The sequence below is a fragment of the Ruegeria sp. BI12 genome, assembly GCF_056537985.1.
Genome location: NZ_JBQFSL010000001.1, coordinates 1,342,600 through 1,361,212 on the forward strand (window position 1 = coordinate 1,342,600; position 18,613 = coordinate 1,361,212).

Consider the following 18,613-nt stretch of genomic DNA (forward strand, 5'->3'; position numbering starts at 1 on the left):
CTGAGTTGTTAATGTCTGATACCGCAGAGATTTTTTCGGAACCCGCCTCGCAAAAAAAAACGCCAGCCTTCACGCGTCTTGTACCGCTTGTTGTTCTGGGTGCATTGTTGAGTATAACGCCTCTGACGGACGTTTTGCCCGCGGCATGGAACACAGGGCTTGTTGTTGCAGGTGTCTCGCTATTGTCTGCCGGTCTCCTGGTAGTTTTGCGCGGATTCATCGCTGACCGATCGACGCGCAATCTGGCCGAGATGATGGCAGTCTTCACCGAACAGGATCTGTGTCCCACTGTGATCGCCAACGCAAATGGTGACGTTCTGAGCGCAAACACGCGGGCAAAGACCCAAATACATGCAGTTCCTGGCACACGCTTACACCATTGCCTGAAATCCAGGTTCGCGAATCCCGCAGCGATCCTGTTGCGTTTGCAATCCATCGCGGAAATTCATGAAAGCGCGCGGGAAGATATCGTGACCGTTGGTTCTACAATCCCAATCGCGGTGTTTAGCGTAAGTCAAGAGATGTTCTGCTGGCGATTCCATCTGGATGAACGGGGGCAATGGGATGACGCCCCGGTTCCAGTGCTGACAGAAGGGCGCAACGGGTCTGTATTGCGTGTGAATGGAGTGGCGGAGGCCATGCTAGGCCAAAAGCCAGAAGTAATGGGAAAGATCTTTCCCAATGACGTTCCGAAACTGGGTGAAATCTCGATGATCCAAACTTCGGACGGGCAGATACCAGTTACGGTGGCCGAGTTGTTCCGCTCGGGCACGGTGCGAGATCTGCTTCTGTTGCCAATGAATGCCGCGGGTCAAACCGGTCCTGATGCGCCTTTCGCCGAATTGCCGGTTCCTGTGATGTGTCTGTCAGCCGAAGGCCAAATTTTGGATGCGAACCGGATGGCGATTAAGCTGATCGGAGAGATCGAGCCGGGCAAGTCAAATGTAGCCGAAATTATGCACGGGCTTGGTTACCCTATCCGTAATTGGTTGACGCGCACTGTGGCGGATGAAGATGCCGTTCCCCGGTCGGAATTCCTACGCCTGACTCGTCAGGACAAAGAAGTCTTCGTCCAGGTCACGCTAAACCGGGTGACATGCGATGGTGGGATTTGTCTGATTGCCGTCCTGAATGATGCGACTGAGCTTAAGACGATGGAAGCTCAGTTTGTGCAGGGTCAGAAGATGCAGGCTGTTGGGCAATTGGCCGGTGGCGTGGCGCATGATTTCAACAATCTTCTGACCGCGATATCGGGGCATTGTGATCTGTTGTTGCTGCGGCACGATCAGAATGATCCAAATTACGGTGACCTCGTTCAGATCAACCAGAACGCCAACCGGGCCGCTGCGTTGGTCAGTCAACTTCTCGCCTTTTCGCGCAAACAGACGCTGCAGCCAGAGGTTCTGGATCTGCGGGACACGATTTCCGACCTGATCCATCTTTTGAACCGTCTGGTGGGAGAGAAAGTGCGGCTGACGCTGAGCCACGATCCAGTGCTCAAACCCGTGAGAGCCGACAAAAGGCAGCTTGAACAGGTGTTTATGAATCTTGTCGTGAATGCACGGGACGCAATGCCCGAAGGCGGCGAGGTGCGCATCGAGACTGAGGTTGTGTCCCTGACCGAACCGTTCAGGCGGGATCGTGCAACAGTTCAACCCGGCGAATACGTCACCGTGAAAGTGATCGACAGTGGCACAGGCATTCCTGCCGACAAGCTGCAAAAAGTTTTTGAGCCGTTCTATACCACCAAGCGCACCGGTGAGGGGACCGGCCTTGGGTTGTCGACGGTCTACGGAATCGTCAAGCAGACAGGCGGGTTCATCTTTGTTGACAGCATTCCAAGCAAAGGAACCGAATTTACCGTGCTTTTGCCGGTCTCAAAAGCTCAGCAAAAGAATGACCGGGACAACGCAAGCCTGCCGGAGCTTCCCACGTCCCGGCAAGGGGAAGGCGTGGTTCTGCTGGTCGAAGATGAGGCTCCGGTCAGAGCGTTCGCCACACGTGCACTGCGATTGAAGGGCTACACCGTACTCGAAGCCGGATCGGCTGAAGAAGCGCTTCACCTTCTTGAGGACGGATCGGTGCATGTGGATGCCTTCGTGACAGACGTGGTTATGCCGGGTTTGGACGGGCCATCTTGGGTGCGCAAGGCGATGGAGACCCGCCCTGATGTGAGGGTAGTATTTATGTCAGGCTATACCGAAGGCGCATTCGGAGATTCAGGTCCCGAGATTGCGAATTCCACATTTTTGCCCAAACCGTTTTCTCTCACGCAATTGACCGAGACGGTTTTTCATCTGCTCAACTGATTACAGTGCCGCGTCGTGGCAGGCGAATTCGGCAGCATGGTGTTTGCGGAACTTCTTTTCTGTATCCGACGACAGCAACAGGTCCCGTACAGGTGAGACGTTTTCGCGCTGCAGGGCGATATCCATGCACAGCCGGTCTTGTAGAAAACTCAGGATTTTGTCCTGGTTTTCGTACTTGAAGACATGCGTTGCACCAAACCCGTTGTTACGTGTTCGAAAAAACTGGCTTTGACTGCCGACATCCGCAAAATCCGGACGAGGATTCTGCATGTATGCTTGTACGAAGTCATCAAAGCTCAGGTTTTGCGTTGAATGCGGATGTCCGATGCGGTCGTCGCGGCCGCGATACTTGTACCAACTGCCCAGCCAGTCGATCGGTTCGCGCACGACGGCCATGATCTCCATCTCAGCGTCATACATTTTTCGAAAAATGTTCTGAAAAAACCTGTCAAAGCGGCGAACAGGTGCGTGTTTTAGCTCGGGTGGGCCGGTGACGACAAGGTCGGCCCGCGCGCTCAGGGCGGTGTGATAGGCTGTGCTGCCTGTTTTTGGAACAGCCAAAAACGCAAGGCGTTCTTTATAGAAAACAAGCATTTATTCGCCCTTCGCCGAGTTATTTGACAGACGCAGATTGTCGTAAACGACTCTTTAATACAATTGCCGAACAGTAAGTATTGTAAGTTTTAGTTGAAATGTTCTCTTTTTGGTCCCATAAGGAACAAGAGGCGAACAAAGCAGTGATTGCCGCCCGATCATGGGTGTGACAAAAGAGAAGGCGACAGGACAATGGCGGATCTTCTGACAATGAGCGACAAGAAAAACGCAGACAAGCAAAAGGCGCTTGATAGCGCGCTGGCGCAAATCGAACGGCAGTTCGGCAAGGGCTCGATCATGAAGCTTGGTGAGGATTCCAAGCAAGACATCGACGCAAGCTCGACCGGATCACTGGGTTTGGATATCGCGCTGGGAATCGGTGGTCTGCCAATGGGCCGGATCGTCGAGATTTACGGTCCCGAAAGTTCGGGCAAAACCACGCTGACACTGCATTGCATAGCTGAACAGCAAAAACGCGGCGGGGTGTGTGCATTCGTGGATGCAGAACACGCGCTGGACCCTCAATATGCCCGCAAACTGGGTGTTGATCTGGATGAGCTTCTGATCTCGCAGCCTGACACAGGTGAACAGGCGCTTGAGATCACCGACACGCTTGTTCGTTCGGGCGCGGTCAACATGGTTGTGGTCGATTCGGTTGCGGCATTGACGCCCAAGTCCGAGTTGGAAGGCGATATGGGTGACAGCAGCGTCGGCGTTCAGGCCCGATTGATGAGCCAGGCAATGCGAAAGCTGACCGGTTCCATTAACCGCTCAAACTGCATGGTGATCTTTATCAACCAAATCCGGATGAAGATCGGCGTGATGTTTGGCAGCCCCGAAACAACGACCGGTGGTAACGCGTTGAAATTCTACAGCTCGGTTCGTCTGGATATCCGGCGGATCGGCGCGATCAAAGATCGCGATGAAGTCGTCGGCAACCAGACGCGTGTGAAAGTTGTTAAGAACAAGGTAGCACCGCCGTTCAAGCAGGTTGAATTCGACATCATGTATGGCGAAGGCATCAGCAAGATGGGTGAGTTGCTGGATCTAGGCGTCAAGGCTGGCGTGGTTGAGAAATCAGGTTCGTGGTTCAGCTATGGAGACGAACGGATCGGGCAGGGGCGTGAGAACGCCAAGCAATACCTGCGTGACAACAGCCGTATTGCGCTGGATATCGAAGACAAAATTCGGGCCGCGCATGGGCTTGAGTTCGACATGCCACCCGGCTCTGCCGAGGAAGACGATATCCTCGAAGCATGACGGATGCGGTCGGGGCTGCATCCCCCCGGCAAGGCAAGGATTGAGATACTGAAGATAAGGCGGCCTTCGTGGCCGCCTTATGTCATTCTGAAAACGTCGCTCTTGTTAAAGGACTTTCCTGTACTTCGAAAAACATGGCTGACTTATCCTTGTGGACTATCCTTGGGGACGGGGATAAACCATTTCAGAACACTGAGATTGCGCGCCGAGAGAGCCTTATGCCCACGCTGAACGATATCCGCTCAACCTTCCTAAATTATTTTGCCAAACAAGGGCATGAAGTTGTCGCATCCAGCCCCCTGGTGCCACGCAATGACCCGACATTGATGTTCGTGAACTCAGGCATGGTGCAATTCAAGAACCTGTTTACCGGCGTTGAGACCCGTGATTACCAGCGCGCCACGACTGCACAAAAATGCGTGCGGGCAGGCGGCAAGCACAATGATCTCGACAACGTTGGCTATACCGCGCGTCACCACACATTCTTCGAGATGCTGGGTAACTTTTCGTTCGGCAATTACTTTAAACACGAAGCAATCCCTTTTGCGTGGGAACTGATCACCAAAGAATTCGGGATCGACAAGAACCGTCTGCTGACTACCGTATATCACACGGATGACGAGGCATTTGAGATCTGGAAAAAGGTCGGCGTGCCCGAAGACCGGATCATCCGTATCGCGACCAGCGACAATTTCTGGCAGATGGGCCCAACCGGTCCCTGCGGTCCGTGTACCGAGATTTTCTATGACCATGGCGATCACATCTGGGGTGGTCCTCCGGGATCACCGGAGGAAGACGGCGATCGGTTCATCGAAATCTGGAACATCGTTTTCATGCAGAACGAGCAGTTCGAAGATGGCTCGATGGTCGAACTCGATATGCAGTCGATCGACACCGGCATGGGGCTGGAACGGATCGGCGCATTGCTGCAGGGCAGCCACGACAACTATGACACCGATCTGTTCAAAACTCTGATCGAGGCTTCGGCAGAAGCGACCGGCGTCGATCCTTATGGTGATCAGAACGTGCATCATCGGGTGATCGCGGACCACCTGCGTTCAACCTCATTCCTGATTGCCGACGGGGTTATGCCGTCAAATGATGGCCGCGGCTACGTGTTGCGCCGGATCATGCGTCGGGCCATGCGTCATGCGCATCTGCTGGGTGCGAAAGACCCGATCATGTACCAACTGGTGCCCAGCTTGGTGCAACTGATGGGCGCGCAATATACCGAATTGGGACAGGCGCAGCCGTTGATCGAAGAAACCCTGCTGCTGGAAGAAACACGCTTCAAGCAAACCCTCGACCGTGGTCTGAAACTGCTGGACGACGAAGTTTCGGGCTTGTCCGAAGGTGCAGCTTTGCCGGGTGAAGCAGCTTTCAAACTATATGACACCTATGGTTTCCCTCTGGATCTTACGCAGGATGCCCTTCGCGAAAAGGGCCGGACCGTGGATACGGACGGTTTCGACGCGGCCATGGCCGAGCAAAAAGCAAAGGCGCGGGCTGCTTGGGCCGGTTCGGGCGAGGCTGCGGATCAGGCGGTGTGGTTCGACGTGCTTGATATTGCCGGGGCTACTGATTTCCTTGGCTATGACACGGAAAAGGCCGAGGGCCAGATTGCCGCTTTGGTGGTCGATGGCGCATTGGTCGACATAATTGAAGAGGGCGGTTCGGGCTGGGTGATAGTGAACCAGACGCCGTTCTACGGCGAGGCTGGTGGTCAGGTTGGTGATACCGGTGAAATCCGGCGCTTGGAACACAGCGGTGACTTGGCAAGGGTCGAGGACACCCGAAAATTCGCTGATGGCAAAGTTTATGCTCATAAGGTGTCCGTCGAACAGGGCGCTCTGTCCAAAGGTGATGCCGTCGAGCTTGAGGTCGACCACGCGCGCCGCACGGCCATTCGCGCCAACCACTCGGCCACGCACCTATTGCATGAAGCGCTGCGCGAGACGCTGGGTGATCACGTGGCACAGCGAGGCTCTCTGAACGCTTCAGATCGTTTGCGGTTTGACTTCAGCCATTCCAAGGCACTGAGCGGTGACGAGATTCGGAAGGTTGAGCGTGATGTGAATGAGTTCATCCGTCAGAACTCGACTGTCGAAACGCGTATCATGACACCGGACGATGCGCGGAAACTGGGCGCCCAGGCGTTGTTTGGTGAGAAATACGGCGACGAAGTACGCGTTGTTTCTATGGGCAAGGCTGCAACCGGTAAGGGCCAGGACGGAGAGACCTGGTCGATTGAGTTGTGTGGCGGCACGCATGTGCGCCAGACCGGTGATATCGGGACCTTTGTGGTACTTGGCGACAGTGCAAGCAGTGCGGGCGTGCGCCGGATTGAAGCGCTGACTGGTGATGAAGCGCTGCGGCATCTGTCACAACAGGATCAGCGTCTGGGTCAGATTGCCTCGGAGCTTAAGGCTCAGCCAGATGACGTTGTCGGTCGCGTCAAAGCGCTGCTCGACGAACGCAAGTCGCTACAGAACGAAGTTGCGCAACTGCGACGTGATCTGGCGATGTCTGGCGGGGCTGGGCAGGGCGGCGGCGGCGAAGCGCGCAACGTGAATGGCGTGTCCTTTCTTGCACAGGCGTTGAACGGTGTGTCCGGCAAGGATTTGCCAGCACTGATTGATGAGCACAAAAATCGGTTGGGGTCCGGAGCCGTTCTGCTGATCGCGGATGCCGGTGGTAAGGCAGCCGTGGCCGCCGGTGTGACCTCTGATCTGACCGATAAGGTCTCGGCCGTTGATCTTGTCCGTGCTGCTGTTGCCGAGCTAGGCGGCAAGGGCGGCGGTGGTCGTCCTGACATGGCGCAAGGCGGCGGCAAGGACGCCTCGAATGCAGATGCGGCGATCAAGGCCGCAGAACAGGTTTTGGGAGGATAAGATGGCTGCACTTTGGATTGCACACGTCACCGTGACGGACGCAGATGCGTATGCGAAATACGCGGAACTCGCAGGTCCCGCGATTGCCAAGCATGGCGGTGCATTTATCGCCAGAGCCGCCCGCTATGTTCAATTGGAAGGGAAAGAGCGTCCGCGCAACGTGGTCGCGAAATTCCCATCCGTCGAGGCCGCGGTCGAGTGCTATAATTCGCCCGAATACCAGCAGGCCCTTGATCACGCGCGCGGTGCGAGTGAGCGTGAATTGGTGGTTGTGGAAATCACAGACTAAAAATAACGCGTCTCTGATCGGCAGATTTCCTGTCGTTAGAAATGGCCCATGGGCGGAAATCAGCCGAACAGTTCACAAGTGAAGTGAACTGTATTGTGGCAATTTTGGACGCCTGTGGAATCTTCGTGATTCCAGCGCCTTAATATGATCCGACGCGAGTTGTTTGATTTATTCCCGCCTAGATTGTGGCGCTTTACTCTCATTTCCAGCGCGAAATGGTCATATTGAGTGACGAATTTCCGCCTTTTTTCCCGTTCACGTTCGCCCCAGATTGTACAAGCGCTACCGTTTACCGTTAGTTGGTTCTAATCGCATACGGTCCCGCTTGTAGGCAATCGTCTTGAGAACAGGGATCGAGGTACAGGCATGAAATCGGTAGATATCGGACTCAAAGCCGCTCTCGGGCGGTTAAAAACACATTCAGGTCGGGCAGTGGGGATTGCCGCATTGGTTTGCGGAGTCACGGTCGCCGGGTCGCAAGTGGACGCAAGCGAAGGCAGCTTCATCCGAACCCTCGCGGCGTCCCCCCCGCCAAGTGGGGCTCAACAATTGTGCCGTCAGTATTCTTGGGCGTGCGCCAGCAAGGCATCAGTACGCATGTCCTCGCAGCAGGAAATGCAGATCATTGAGCGGATCAATCGTCAGGTCAACGCGACGACGCGGGCGGTTACGGATCAGGTGCAGTACCGCACTACCGAACGATGGGCTTTGCCGACAACGCGAGGCGGAGATTGCGAGGATTTTGCCCTTTTGAAGAAAAGGGATCTGATCCGGGCGGGTGTTGATCCAAACAAATTGCTGATCGCGACGGTGTTGGATACGCGCCGGAACGCACATGCAGTTCTTGTCTACCGCTCGGCCAAAGGGGATCTGGTGCTGGACAATCTGACTAATCGGATCAAGCCATGGTCGGCCACGCGGTATTTGTTTCTTCGGATGCAAGATCCGGCGAAGCCCAGCAATTGGGTTGGTGTATACGGAAGAAGCTAGAATTTCGAACTGATCTATCAGTTCACGCATAGCGAAAGGGGCGACACTTTTGTCGCCCCTTTGTTTTTGATCGACGTCGAGACGTTTTCGACGTGATTGATCTCAAAGCCTGCAACGTCAGGCTGCTGTACTGTACGATTTTTGCGTCAGAGGGTTCCGCCGCTGCCATCGGCACCGCCGCCGCCGGCACCTCCGCCGCTGCCATCGCTGCCACCGCCGCCGTCTCCGCCGCCGCTGCCATCGGCACCGCCGCCGCCGTCACCACCGCCACTTCCGTCGCTGCCGCCGCCATCATTGCCGTCGCCATTGCTGCCGCCGTTGCCGTCGCCATCGTTGGAGTTTCCGCCGCCATTGCTGCCGCCGTTTCCGTCACCGCTGTCGGAGTTTCCGCCGCCATTGCTGCCGCCGTTTCCGTCACCACTGCTGGAGTTTCCGCCGCCGTTGCTGCCGCCGTTGCCGTCACCGCTGCCGGAATTGCCGCCATCGTTGCTGCCGCCGTTGCCGTCACCGCTGCCGGAATTACCGCCACCGTTGCTGCCACCGCCGCCGCTACCGCTACCGGAGTCCGCGCCGCCATTGCTGCCGCCGCTGCCATTGCTGCCGCCGCCGTTGCTGCCACCGCCGTTGTTGCCGCCGCCGCCATCGTCGGAACCACCGCCGCCGCCACCGTCATTACCGCCGCCGCCACTGCGGCCGTCGCCGCCATTGTCGCCTTCGCCACCATTTGTCGACGAACCTGAACCGCCCGAGCCGCCACTTCCACCGGTGCTACCTGCAGATGCGCCGCTACGGCTAACCGAGTTGTTGTCATCGTCATCGCGGCTGTTGCGATCGGTTCGAACCGTGGCAGTTGGGATGTCGGTCAAAATGGCCGCGAACAGGGGGCACGTCTGAGACGTGCGGGCCAGGATATCCTCAAAGTCGGCACGGCGCTGAATGTAACGCAGCATCCGCTTGTCGACGACCTTGCAACTACAAAGCGTTTCGGTGGATACAGATTGCCGGGCTGTTTTGACATTGCAAACCTCAGCCGCATGAGCTGTGCTTACTGCCATCAATGGGAATGCCGCGGATAAAAATACAAACGAATATAAACGGGACCTTACGCGCATAGCGCTACTCCTTTAAACTCATTACCAACACCTTTGAATTAAGTAATTGTGCCACAAATTTGACAAAAATACAGTCGAATCTTGCCTCATTTTTCATTGGGTTGTCAGCAAAAATTGCCGAGAAACATGCAACCTATTGGTGAAACTATATGAAAAACAACAAAAAAGCCCGTCGCGAGGACGGGCTTTGTTTTGTTGAATTTTTCCCTTTGGGAAGCAAAAATGTCACATTTATGGTATTGTAGCGCGATAAGAAACAGTTCCCCGGGTCGGATCAGGCCGATTTTGCCATCCGTTTCCGTTCATGCGGATCAAGGAAACGTTTGCGAAGACGAATGGCGTTCGGAGTGACCTCAACCAATTCGTCGTCATCGATATAGGCAATCGCTTCTTCCAGAGAGAACTGGATATGGGGCGTCAATCGTACGGCATCGTCGGATCCGCTGGCGCGTACGTTTGTCAGCTTTTTGCCTTTAAGCGGATTAACCTCAAGGTCGTTGTCGCGTGAGTGTTCGCCGATAACCATGCCCTGATACACGTCAGTCTGCGGGGCGACGAACATCCGTCCGCGTTCTTCCAGGTTCCACAGCGCATAGGCCACGGCTTGACCGTTTTCCATCGAGATCAAAACCCCCGCACGACGACCCGGGATCGGGCCTTTGTGTGCGGCCCAGCCATGGAACACGCGGTTCAGAACACCAGTTCCGCGTGTGTCGGTCAGGAATTCGCCGTGGTATCCAATCAGGCCACGCGAGGGCACGTGGGCGATAATGCGGGTTTTTCCGGCACCCGCCGGTCGCATTTCGGCCAGTTCGCCTTTGCGCGCGCCGGTGATTTTTTCAATAACAGAACCCGAGTATTCATCGTCAACGTCAATGGTGACCTCTTCGATGGGCTCCATGCGCTGACCATCTTCTTCGCGGAACAGAACCTGGGGACGCGAGATGCTGAGCTCGAACCCTTCGCGACGCATGTTCTCGATCAGAACGCCCATCTGCAATTCGCCACGGCCAGCGACCTCAAAAGCCTCGCCACCGGGTGTGTCGGTGATGCGGATGGCGACGTTCGATTCGGCCTCTTTCATCAGGCGGTCGCGGATGACCCGCGACTGAACCTTTTTGCCGTCCCGGCCGGCCAGCGGCGAGTCGTTGATGCCGAAGGTCACGGTGATAGTCGGCGGGTCGATAGGCTGAGCGGGCAGGGCCTCGTCAACCTGCGGCGAGACCAACGAGTCGGCCACAGTCGCCTTGCTCATGCCGGCGATGGTGACAATGTCACCGGCTTCGGCGACATCGATTGGCTGTTGGGCCAATCCGCGGAACGCCAGGATTTTCGAGGCGCGGAAGTTTTCAATCAGTGACCCGTCACGACTCAGCGCTTTCAGGCTGTCGCCTGCCTTCAGTGTTCCGCTTTCCACGCGACCGGTCAGGATACGACCGATGAACGGATCGCTGCCCAGCGTAGTGGCCAGCATGCGGAAAGGTTCGTCCTTCTTGTCGGCCTGCTTTGGGGCAGGGACGTGATCGACAACGAGGTCGAAGAGGGCGGTCAGATCTTTGCGCGGCCCGTCCAACTCCATATCGGCCCAACCGGACCGGCCCGAAGCGTACATTGCTGGGAAATCCAACTGATCGTCGTCGGCGCCCAGGTTGGCGAACAGGTCGAAACATTCATCCAGCGCGCGATCAGGCTCAGCATCGGGTTTGTCGACCTTGTTCAGGACCACGATTGGACGCAGGCCCAGAGCCAAAGCTTTGGACGTCACAAATTTGGTCTGCGGCATCGGACCTTCAGCGGCATCGACTAGCAGGACAACCCCGTCAACCATGCTCAGGATACGCTCAACCTCGCCGCCGAAATCGGCGTGACCGGGGGTGTCGACGATATTGATCCGCGTGCCTTTCCACTCGACCGACGTCGCCTTGGCAAGAATGGTGATGCCGCGCTCACGCTCCAGATCGTTGCTGTCCATGGCGCGTTCCGCCACGGCCTGATTTTCCCGGAATGCACCGGATTGTTTGAGCAGCTCATCCACCAGGGTCGTTTTGCCGTGGTCCACGTGAGCGATGATTGCGATGTTGCGCAGGTCCATGAGAGGTCAGCCTTTGAACGGGAAGTTGCCGCGCGAATAACGCGGTTTGACTGAATAGGCCAGCCCTAACCGGTCGTCAGTGGCCTGCTGTGCTGGAAAACAGGTGAATGACAAGAATTCCGGTCAAAATCATAGCCAGACCGATCACTGCGGGCCAATCCAGACGCTGCCCGAATACGATGTACCCGATGATGGCGATCAGAACGATCCCAAGCCCGGACCAAATGGCGTAAACTATGCCGACAGGCATGTATTTCAGGGTGAGGCCCAGAAGATAGAATGCCACTCCATATCCCACAACTACCAGAACAGAAGGCCAAAACCGGCTGAACTGCTGGCTGGCCTGAAGCGCAGAGGTGCCAATAGTTTCAGCGAGAACTGCCAACAAAAGAATAAAATAAGCTTTGGGCACAGGTGGTCTCGATACAGTTGCAATGTGGGTGGTTGAGCATAAATTCCCGTTTCCCGGCAAGAGAAATCTTGGGCGCGCATCTGGAAAAGTCAGGTGTTTGGTTATCGGGGATGCGTGTCTGACGGGTCAGGATAACCATACTATTTCAAAGAGAAAAATTTTGATAAGAATTTGGTGTTTTTAGTTTTCTTTTATGAGTTTTGAATGACGAAATTTGCGATATCCGTGATCGTTGCTTCGGCATTTATAGTGGCGCTTGGGTGGCTAGCGGGCGGGGGGTCCGTCGACATAAACGCAGCCAGTGGTGTTGAACGGTTTGACAGTAATCAGGTTTAAGTGCCTGCCGGAACGATTGGAAAAGGGGGCTTTGCGCCCCTTTTTCTATTGGCTTAACTGGCAGAATTTTCTGAAAAATATGAGCTGAGTTGGGGCTGCAACCACGACCACAATTCTGGTGCGCCGCGATTGACCAACGTTCCCACGCGCTGTTCGATCTGGGCAAGAGTTACGTTGTAATCCACCCAGGATCCTCCGCCGGTTTCAAGGTTTCCAATCGGGGTCTGAAACCGATCGATTGCTTTGGCAAATCGTGCATCTGTAGACTCGGCGGCCTCGAACTCTTCCCATAGTGCCCGAAAGGCTTGCTGGGGTGCGGTGGGCAGCAGACCAAAAAGCCTGTCAGCAGCGGCCTGTTCTTCAGCCTCTTGCGCGGCGTGGTCCACCTGACCGTGGATGGGGTGATCTCCGGCATCGATCTCAACAATGTCGTGCAGCAGCAACATCTTCAGGACACGTTCCAGAGACACGCCGGGCTGCGCGTATTCTGCCAATACCCAGGCAAACAGCATGATGTGCCAGGAATGCTCGGCCGAGTTTTCAAACCGCTCTCCGGACAACAGGCGTGACGCGCGGTACACGGATTTAAGGCGGTCTGCTTCAGCTAAAAAAGCCAGCCGCTCGGAAAACGCAGATTCGGACGCTGGTTCCTTGTTCAGCAGTGCGCTGGCTAAGCTGTGCGCTTCGGGGAATTCCTGCGCCAGATATGCAGCGCGACCAGTGCTGAGGTTCTCTCGGACAACCTCGGCATGGTCAGGGTTGGGAGTTGGTGCGCACATAACTTGAAACAGCGGTTGGCACCGGTCGAGGTATTTGGCGAATTTGGCGTCTGGTGTCGTGTCGGCCTCGAATTCTTCCCAGAGGCCACGAAAAACGATTGTCTGGTCGTCTGGCAAAAGCCCGAACAATTTATCCGCAGCGGCGCGCTCGGCCTGCTCAACTGCGCTCCAATCGGTGTCCAAATGAATGGGGTGATCGCCCACGATGATTTCAACCAGATCGTGCAACAGCAGCATGCGTATGACACGGTTGATGTCCACATCGTCGCCCGCCAGCGGCGCCATCGTCAGCGCCCATAGTGCTAGGTGCCAACTGTGTTCGGCCGCGTTTTCGGGACGCGACTGATCCAATAGCGCATTGGCACGATCGACTGATTTCAGCCTGTCCGCGCATTTCAGGAATTCAAGTTGCGCGGACAGTCTTTCAGTCATTTCTTTTCAATCGCTTTTACTTGGGATCGGTGTTTGGTCAGCCTGTCGATGACAAACTTGCGGGCCTTGCGCTCTGCCATTCGCACGCGAATCTCAGTCAGGAACGCTTCTTCCAGAGTCTGTGAGGACGCGCCTAAAAGCTCACCCACTTCGACAAAGAAGCGATCGTTGCCGGTTTCGTCCATCACTTTCATCGTGTCCTCGGCCAACTTAGCCGCGAGGTTACTGATGGTGTCGGACATTAGCGCGTGTTCTCAGTCAGGCGGCGCTTCACATAGTCGCTGACATCAGTGATCAACGTATCCATGTGACGGTCCTGAAAGAAGTGATCGGCGCCATCAACCTCATTATGAGTGATGGTGATACCCTTCTGTTCGTGCAGTTTGTTGACCAGCGACGTGGTGTCAGCCGGCGGCGCAACACGGTCGGCCGAGCCATTGATGATCAGACCGGATGAAGGGCAGGGTGCCAGGAACGAGAAATCGTACATATTGGCGGGGGGTGACACGCTAATAAAGCCCGTGATTTCCGGGCGTCGCATCAAAAGCTGCATTCCGATCCATGCACCAAAGGAAAAGCCGGCAACCCAGCAGTGCTTGGAGTTGTTGTTCATCGACTGCAGGTAGTCTAGCGCCGACGCGGCATCGCTCAGCTCACCTACGCCTTGATCGTATTCGCCCTGGCTGCGGCCAACGCCGCGGAAATTAAAGCGCAACACAGTGAAGCCCATGTTGTAAAACGCGTAGTGCAGGTTATAGACCACCTTGTTGTTCATGGTCCCGCCAAACTGAGGATGCGGGTGCAGCACGATGGCGATCGGTGCGTCTTTTTCCTTTTGCGGGTGGTAGCGGCCTTCCAGGCGGCCTTCGGGTCCGGGAAAAATCACCTCGGGCATGTGTGCTTTGGTCCTGTCTTTTTCTTCCTGATGCCATGATATACTTGACGGTATTCGTAAGGCACTTTAGAACGGTTCTAATTGTGATGCTATGCGCAAGGCGCTGCTTGTCGGAGATACGCACTGGCGGCGGCGGCGTCAATGTTTTCGCGTATAACCTGCCATGAGGGAAAGACAATGAAGCTTTCGACAAAGGGTCGTTACGCGATGGTCGCACTGGCTGATATTGCTCTACAGCCCTCAGATCGACTGGTAACGCTAGGTGAAATTTCCGAACGTCAGGATATTTCACTTCCTTATCTTGAACAGCTTTTCGTCAAGCTACGTCGTGCCGAATTGGTTGCGTCCGTGCGTGGACCAGGGGGCGGGTATCGTCTGGCGCGGCCTGCTTCCGAGATTCGGGTGGTCGAAATTCTGGCGGCGGTAGATGAAACCGTTGATGCGCTGCAGAAAGGTGCAGGGGCGTCTGGGGCATCGTCGGGGAGCCGGGCGCAGTCTTTGACCAACCGCCTGTGGGAAGGGCTTAGCGCGCATGTCTACGTGTTTTTGCACCAGACGCGTTTGTCTGATGTTATCAAAAACGATTTGGCCCCGTGCCCAGCAGTTCCCAGCCTGTTTTCTGTTGTTGATGAGTGACCCGATGCCGTTTGCATTTGGGATCGTTTGCCCGTTTCGCATCATAGAAAAGATGTATCCATGAATCGTGTTTATCTGGATCATAATGCAACAACACCGCTGCGCCCCGAGGCGCGCGACGCCATGTTGGCGGCGATGGATCTGTGCGGGAACCCGTCCTCCGTTCACGCCGAAGGCCGCGCGGCAAAAGCTCTGATCGAACGCGCCAGGGCGCAGGTTGCAACCGCATTTGGGGCTGATGGCGCGGACGTTGTATTCACATCTGGCTCGACCGAAGGGGCCGCGCTGACGCTTGCCAATCGTGAATTGCATGGATCGGCGATTGAGCATGATGCGATCAGGTCGTGGATCACCGAAGACTTACCCGCGTCGCAATCCGGTCAGGTGGATGTGTTAAACCCCGAGAAGTCGACCCTGCAGCTTGCGAATTCCGAGACGGGGATTGTCCAGTCGCTACCCAACGGGTTGGCCGTGACTGACGCGACCCAGGCGTTTGGAAAATTGCCGGTTGCTTTTAACTGGCTCGGCGCCCGGATGGCATTGATTTCAGCCCATAAACTGGGTGGTCCCAAAGGGATTGGTGCTGTTGTAATGAAACGCGGCACAGAATTGCCTTCCATGATCAAAGGTGGTGGGCAAGAGATGGGCCGACGCTCAGGCACTGAAAATGTGGTTGGAATCGCAGGGTTCGGGGCGGCAGCTGAAGCTGCTTCGCGGGATCTGTCCAACGGCGTCTGGGAACAGATCCGTGAATTTAGAAATATTCTAGAAAATGCCCTTGAGGCTGGTTCTAAATCTACTATTTTTGTCGGGAAAGGTCAGGATCGTCTGCCAAATACCTCGTGTTTCGCGACACCCGGTTGGAGGGGTGAAACACAGGTCATGCAGATGGATTTGGCGGGTTTTGCGGTCAGCGCAGGCTCTGCCTGTTCCAGCGGCAAGGTCCGGGCCAGCGCGGTGTTGACCGCAATGGGTTTTGAAGAGGTTACAGCAGCCAGCGCGATCCGCGTATCTCTGGGACCTTTGACTACTGAAGAGAACGTGCTGCGTTTCGCCGAGACGTGGCTTGAAAAAGAAAAGAAGCATCGCGCGCGCGCCGCGTGATCTGACGGAGGGTGTCAAATGGCCGCTTTGGACCAGACCCAGGTAAAAGAAGGTGTCGATCAGGAAACCGTGGACGCGGTACGTGAGGTCGGAACTTACAAATACGGTTGGGATACCGATATCGAGATGGAATACGCGCCCAAGGGCGTGAACCCGGATATCGTCCGGCTAATCTCGGAAAAGAATGAAGAGCCCGAGTGGATGACCGAATGGCGTCTGGCCGCGTTCGAACGCTGGACCAAGATGGACGAACCGAACTGGGCCATGGTTTCCTATCCTAAGATCGACTTTCAGGATCAGTATTACTATGCCCGTCCCAAGTCGATGGAGGAAAAGCCCAAGTCGTTGGACGAGGTAGACCCCAAGCTGTTGGCCACGTACGAAAAGCTGGGTATCCCGCTGAAAGAACAGATGATTCTGGCTGGCGTTGAAGGAGCCGAAGATATGCCGGCCGAGGGTCGCAAGGTCGCCGTGGACGCGGTGTTTGACTCGGTTTCTGTTGGTACGACATTCCAGGACGAGTTGGCGAAACACGGTGTGATCTTCTGTTCGATCTCCGAGGCGATCCGTGAACATCCCGAACTGGTCAAAAAGTACCTCGGCACCGTCGTTCCTGTGTCCGACAACTTCTACGCCACGTTGAACTCGGCCGTATTCTCGGACGGTTCGTTTGTTTACATCCCGCCGGGTGTTCGCTGCCCGATGGAGTTGAGCACCTATTTCCGCATCAACGCAGAAAACACGGGTCAGTTCGAACGCACACTGATCATTGCCGATAAAGGTAGCTACGTCAGCTACTTGGAGGGCTGTACTGCACCACAGCGAGACACAGCCCAATTGCACGCAGCGGTCGTCGAGATCATCATCGAGGAAGATGCCGAGGTGAAATACTCGACCGTTCAGAACTGGTTCCCCGGGGATGAAAACGGCAAAGGCGGCATCTACAACTTCGTGACCAAGCGCGCGGATTGCCGGGGCGACCGTTCCAAAGTGATGTGGACACAGGTGGAAACCGGTTCGGCCGTGACCTGGAAGTATCCGTCCTGCATCCTGCGCGGTGACGAAAGCCAGGGCGAGTTCTATTCGATCGCGATTGCCAACAACTATCAACAGGCCGACACCGGCACCAAGATGGTACACTTGGGCAAAAACACCAAATCGCGCATCGTGTCCAAGGGGATCAGCGCTGGCAAGGCCCAAAACACTTATCGCGGTCTTGTATCGATGCATCCTAAGGCCAAGGACAGCCGCAATTATACCCAATGCGACAGCTTGCTGATCGGCGACAAATGCGGCGCACACACGGTGCCGTATATCGAGGTCCGCAACAATTCTTCACGCGTTGAACACGAGGCGACGACATCCAAGGTGGATGACGATCAGCTGTTCTACTGCCGCCAGCGCGGCATGGACGAGGAAGAAGCCGTCGCGTTGGTTGTCAACGGATTCTGTAAGGACGTCCTGCAGGCGCTGCCGATGGAATTCGCTATGGAGGCGCAACAGTTGGTGGCGATCTCGTTGGAAGGCTCGGTCGGGTAAATCTCGTTTGATGTGTAGTCGCTAAGGATGCGTCGAAGTGCCAAAGTACTTTGATATCGACAGGACGAAGTACCTGATTGACATGATCTGCCCGGGTCGATTGACCCGAGTTGTCGATATAGGTGCAAATCCGCTTGATGAATCCCCCTATTACAGACTTAGGGATGCTGGCTTGTGCGAGGTCTGGGGCTTTGAGCCTCAGCCCGACGCATATGCGAAGCTGGTTGAAGCGGCAGGTCCACGAGAACACTATCTGCCTTATGCCGTTGGGCAGGGTGGGGAACAAACGCTAAATGTTTATCGCAGCGGCGGTTTTACCTCATTCTACAGCCCCAACCCGGATTGGTTGGCAACGATCGGAAACTGGAACAGAAAGCTTCGGCTGCGTCAGCAATTAGAGTTGGTTAGCCATCGGCTTGACGACATTGATGACCTGCCTGAATTCGATCTGCTTAAAATCGACGTCCAAGGGGCAGAAACCCAGATCTTCGAGGGTGGCGGCAAACATCTGAGTGAGGCCTGTGCGATCATCACTGAGGTTGCGGCGGTCCCGATCTACGAAGATCAGCCGCTGTTGAATGCCCAAATGGATGTGCTGGGTGGTTACGGATATTCGCTGCACAAGTTTCTGACGTTTATTCCAAGGCCGCTGCGCGGATGTGAACTTTCACTGCGACTACGCCCGCGGTTTCACGCAAACCAGTTGACCGATGGCGATGCCGTTTTCATTCGGAATTTGATGAAAATGAAAGAATTGGGCAGCGAAAAAGTAAAGCAACTTGCCATTCTGGCGGATTCTGTTTTCGAAAGTTTTGACATCACGACTCTTGCCCTCTCGGTTCTTGAAAACCGTGGCGAGATATCAATGGAAGCAGCAAATGGTTATGTGGACCGTTTGCATAAAACAACTTAAAATGGCGGGCGTCCTTTCACGGACGCAGAA

The 18,613-nt window shown here is 55.5% G+C and carries 17 protein-coding genes; 10 read left to right on the top strand and 7 right to left on the bottom strand.

Features of this window, described 5'->3' with window-relative positions; all coding sequences use genetic code 11:
• Positions 1–11: 11 nt before the first annotated feature.
• Entirely contained in the window at positions 12–2,309 is a 2,298-nt protein-coding gene (locus ACR0AK_RS06895) for an ATP-binding protein (RefSeq protein ID WP_480792815.1), read from the top strand.
• Here the strand turns inward: ACR0AK_RS06895 and ACR0AK_RS06900 are convergent, their stop codons facing one another.
• Positions 2,310–2,903 carry a gamma-glutamyl kinase gene (locus ACR0AK_RS06900; RefSeq protein WP_480792816.1) on the bottom strand — a complete coding sequence of 198 codons (594 nt, stop codon included), beginning with the start codon at positions 2,901–2,903 and terminating at the stop codon, positions 2,310–2,312. It abuts the gene before it with no gap.
• Positions 2,904–3,095: 192 nt separating this feature from the next.
• Between ACR0AK_RS06900 and recA the strand changes: the two genes are divergently transcribed.
• The 4 genes from recA to ACR0AK_RS06920 all read left to right on the top strand — a co-directional run bounded on the left by recA (position 3,096) and on the right by ACR0AK_RS06920 (position 8,333).
• A complete protein-coding gene (recA, locus tag ACR0AK_RS06905) occupies positions 3,096–4,163 on the top strand; it encodes a recombinase RecA (RefSeq protein WP_170557243.1) in 1,068 nt (355 codons plus the stop codon).
• A 218-nt stretch (positions 4,164–4,381) separates the two neighbouring features.
• Complete coding sequence (gene alaS, locus ACR0AK_RS06910; RefSeq protein ID WP_480793643.1) at positions 4,382–7,054, top strand: alanine--tRNA ligase; 2,673 nt, start codon at positions 4,382–4,384, stop codon at positions 7,052–7,054.
• A 1-nt stretch (position 7,055) separates the two neighbouring features.
• The gene (locus ACR0AK_RS06915) at positions 7,056–7,343 is read left to right on the top strand and encodes a DUF1330 domain-containing protein (RefSeq protein ID WP_170557245.1); all 288 of its coding nucleotides are present in this window, start codon (positions 7,056–7,058) and stop codon (positions 7,341–7,343) included.
• Positions 7,344–7,709: 366 nt separating this feature from the next.
• Positions 7,710–8,333 carry a transglutaminase-like cysteine peptidase gene (locus tag ACR0AK_RS06920; RefSeq protein ID WP_480792817.1) on the top strand — a complete coding sequence of 208 codons (624 nt, stop codon included), beginning with the start codon at positions 7,710–7,712 and terminating at the stop codon, positions 8,331–8,333.
• A gap of 146 nt (positions 8,334–8,479) precedes the next feature.
• Here the strand turns inward: ACR0AK_RS06920 and ACR0AK_RS06925 are convergent, their stop codons facing one another.
• The 3 genes from ACR0AK_RS06925 to ACR0AK_RS06935 all read right to left on the bottom strand — a co-directional run bounded on the left by ACR0AK_RS06925 (position 8,480) and on the right by ACR0AK_RS06935 (position 11,949).
• Positions 8,480–9,388: a hypothetical protein gene (locus ACR0AK_RS06925; RefSeq protein WP_480792818.1), complete on the bottom strand. Its 909-nt coding sequence runs from the start codon at positions 9,386–9,388 to the stop codon at positions 8,480–8,482.
• Between the two features lie 331 nt (positions 9,389–9,719).
• Positions 9,720–11,537, bottom strand: coding sequence for a translational GTPase TypA (typA, locus tag ACR0AK_RS06930; RefSeq protein ID WP_480792819.1), 1,818 nt, complete (start codon positions 11,535–11,537; stop codon positions 9,720–9,722).
• A gap of 76 nt (positions 11,538–11,613) precedes the next feature.
• A complete protein-coding gene (locus ACR0AK_RS06935) occupies positions 11,614–11,949 on the bottom strand; it encodes a multidrug efflux SMR transporter (RefSeq protein WP_368040238.1) in 336 nt (111 codons plus the stop codon).
• A 204-nt stretch (positions 11,950–12,153) separates the two neighbouring features.
• Between ACR0AK_RS06935 and ACR0AK_RS06940 the strand changes: the two genes are divergently transcribed.
• Positions 12,154–12,285 carry a hypothetical protein gene (locus ACR0AK_RS06940; RefSeq protein ID WP_302477265.1) on the top strand — a complete coding sequence of 44 codons (132 nt, stop codon included), beginning with the start codon at positions 12,154–12,156 and terminating at the stop codon, positions 12,283–12,285.
• 53 nt (positions 12,286–12,338) lie between these two features.
• Here the strand turns inward: ACR0AK_RS06940 and ACR0AK_RS06945 are convergent, their stop codons facing one another.
• Genes ACR0AK_RS06945 through ACR0AK_RS06955 form a run of 3 tightly spaced genes read right to left on the bottom strand, consistent with a single transcriptional unit; the run spans position 12,339 to position 14,391 of the window.
• Positions 12,339–13,496, bottom strand: coding sequence for an HD domain-containing protein (locus tag ACR0AK_RS06945; RefSeq protein WP_480792820.1), 1,158 nt, complete (start codon positions 13,494–13,496; stop codon positions 12,339–12,341).
• Positions 13,493–13,738, bottom strand: coding sequence for a hypothetical protein (locus ACR0AK_RS06950; RefSeq protein WP_170557255.1), 246 nt, complete (start codon positions 13,736–13,738; stop codon positions 13,493–13,495). Before ACR0AK_RS06950 ends, ACR0AK_RS06945 begins: the two co-directional genes overlap by 4 nt.
• Entirely contained in the window at positions 13,738–14,391 is a 654-nt protein-coding gene (locus tag ACR0AK_RS06955) for an alpha/beta hydrolase (protein WP_170557257.1), read from the bottom strand. The genes ACR0AK_RS06950 and ACR0AK_RS06955 overlap by 1 nt, the downstream gene beginning before the upstream one ends.
• A 177-nt stretch (positions 14,392–14,568) precedes the next feature.
• On the opposite strand from ACR0AK_RS06955, the gene iscR reads away from it, so the two are divergent.
• Genes iscR through ACR0AK_RS06975 form a run of 4 tightly spaced genes read left to right on the top strand, consistent with a single transcriptional unit; the run spans position 14,569 to position 18,583 of the window.
• Positions 14,569–15,027 carry a Fe-S cluster assembly transcriptional regulator IscR gene (iscR, locus tag ACR0AK_RS06960; RefSeq protein WP_170557259.1) on the top strand — a complete coding sequence of 153 codons (459 nt, stop codon included), beginning with the start codon at positions 14,569–14,571 and terminating at the stop codon, positions 15,025–15,027.
• A gap of 60 nt (positions 15,028–15,087) precedes the next feature.
• Complete coding sequence (locus ACR0AK_RS06965; RefSeq protein WP_480792821.1) at positions 15,088–16,131, top strand: cysteine desulfurase family protein; 1,044 nt, start codon at positions 15,088–15,090, stop codon at positions 16,129–16,131.
• 18 nt (positions 16,132–16,149) lie between these two features.
• Positions 16,150–17,670: a Fe-S cluster assembly protein SufB gene (gene sufB / locus ACR0AK_RS06970; protein WP_170557262.1), complete on the top strand. Its 1,521-nt coding sequence runs from the start codon at positions 16,150–16,152 to the stop codon at positions 17,668–17,670.
• 37 nt (positions 17,671–17,707) lie between these two features.
• Entirely contained in the window at positions 17,708–18,583 is an 876-nt protein-coding gene (locus ACR0AK_RS06975; RefSeq protein WP_480792822.1) for an FkbM family methyltransferase, read from the top strand.
• Positions 18,584–18,613: the final 30 nt, after the last annotated feature.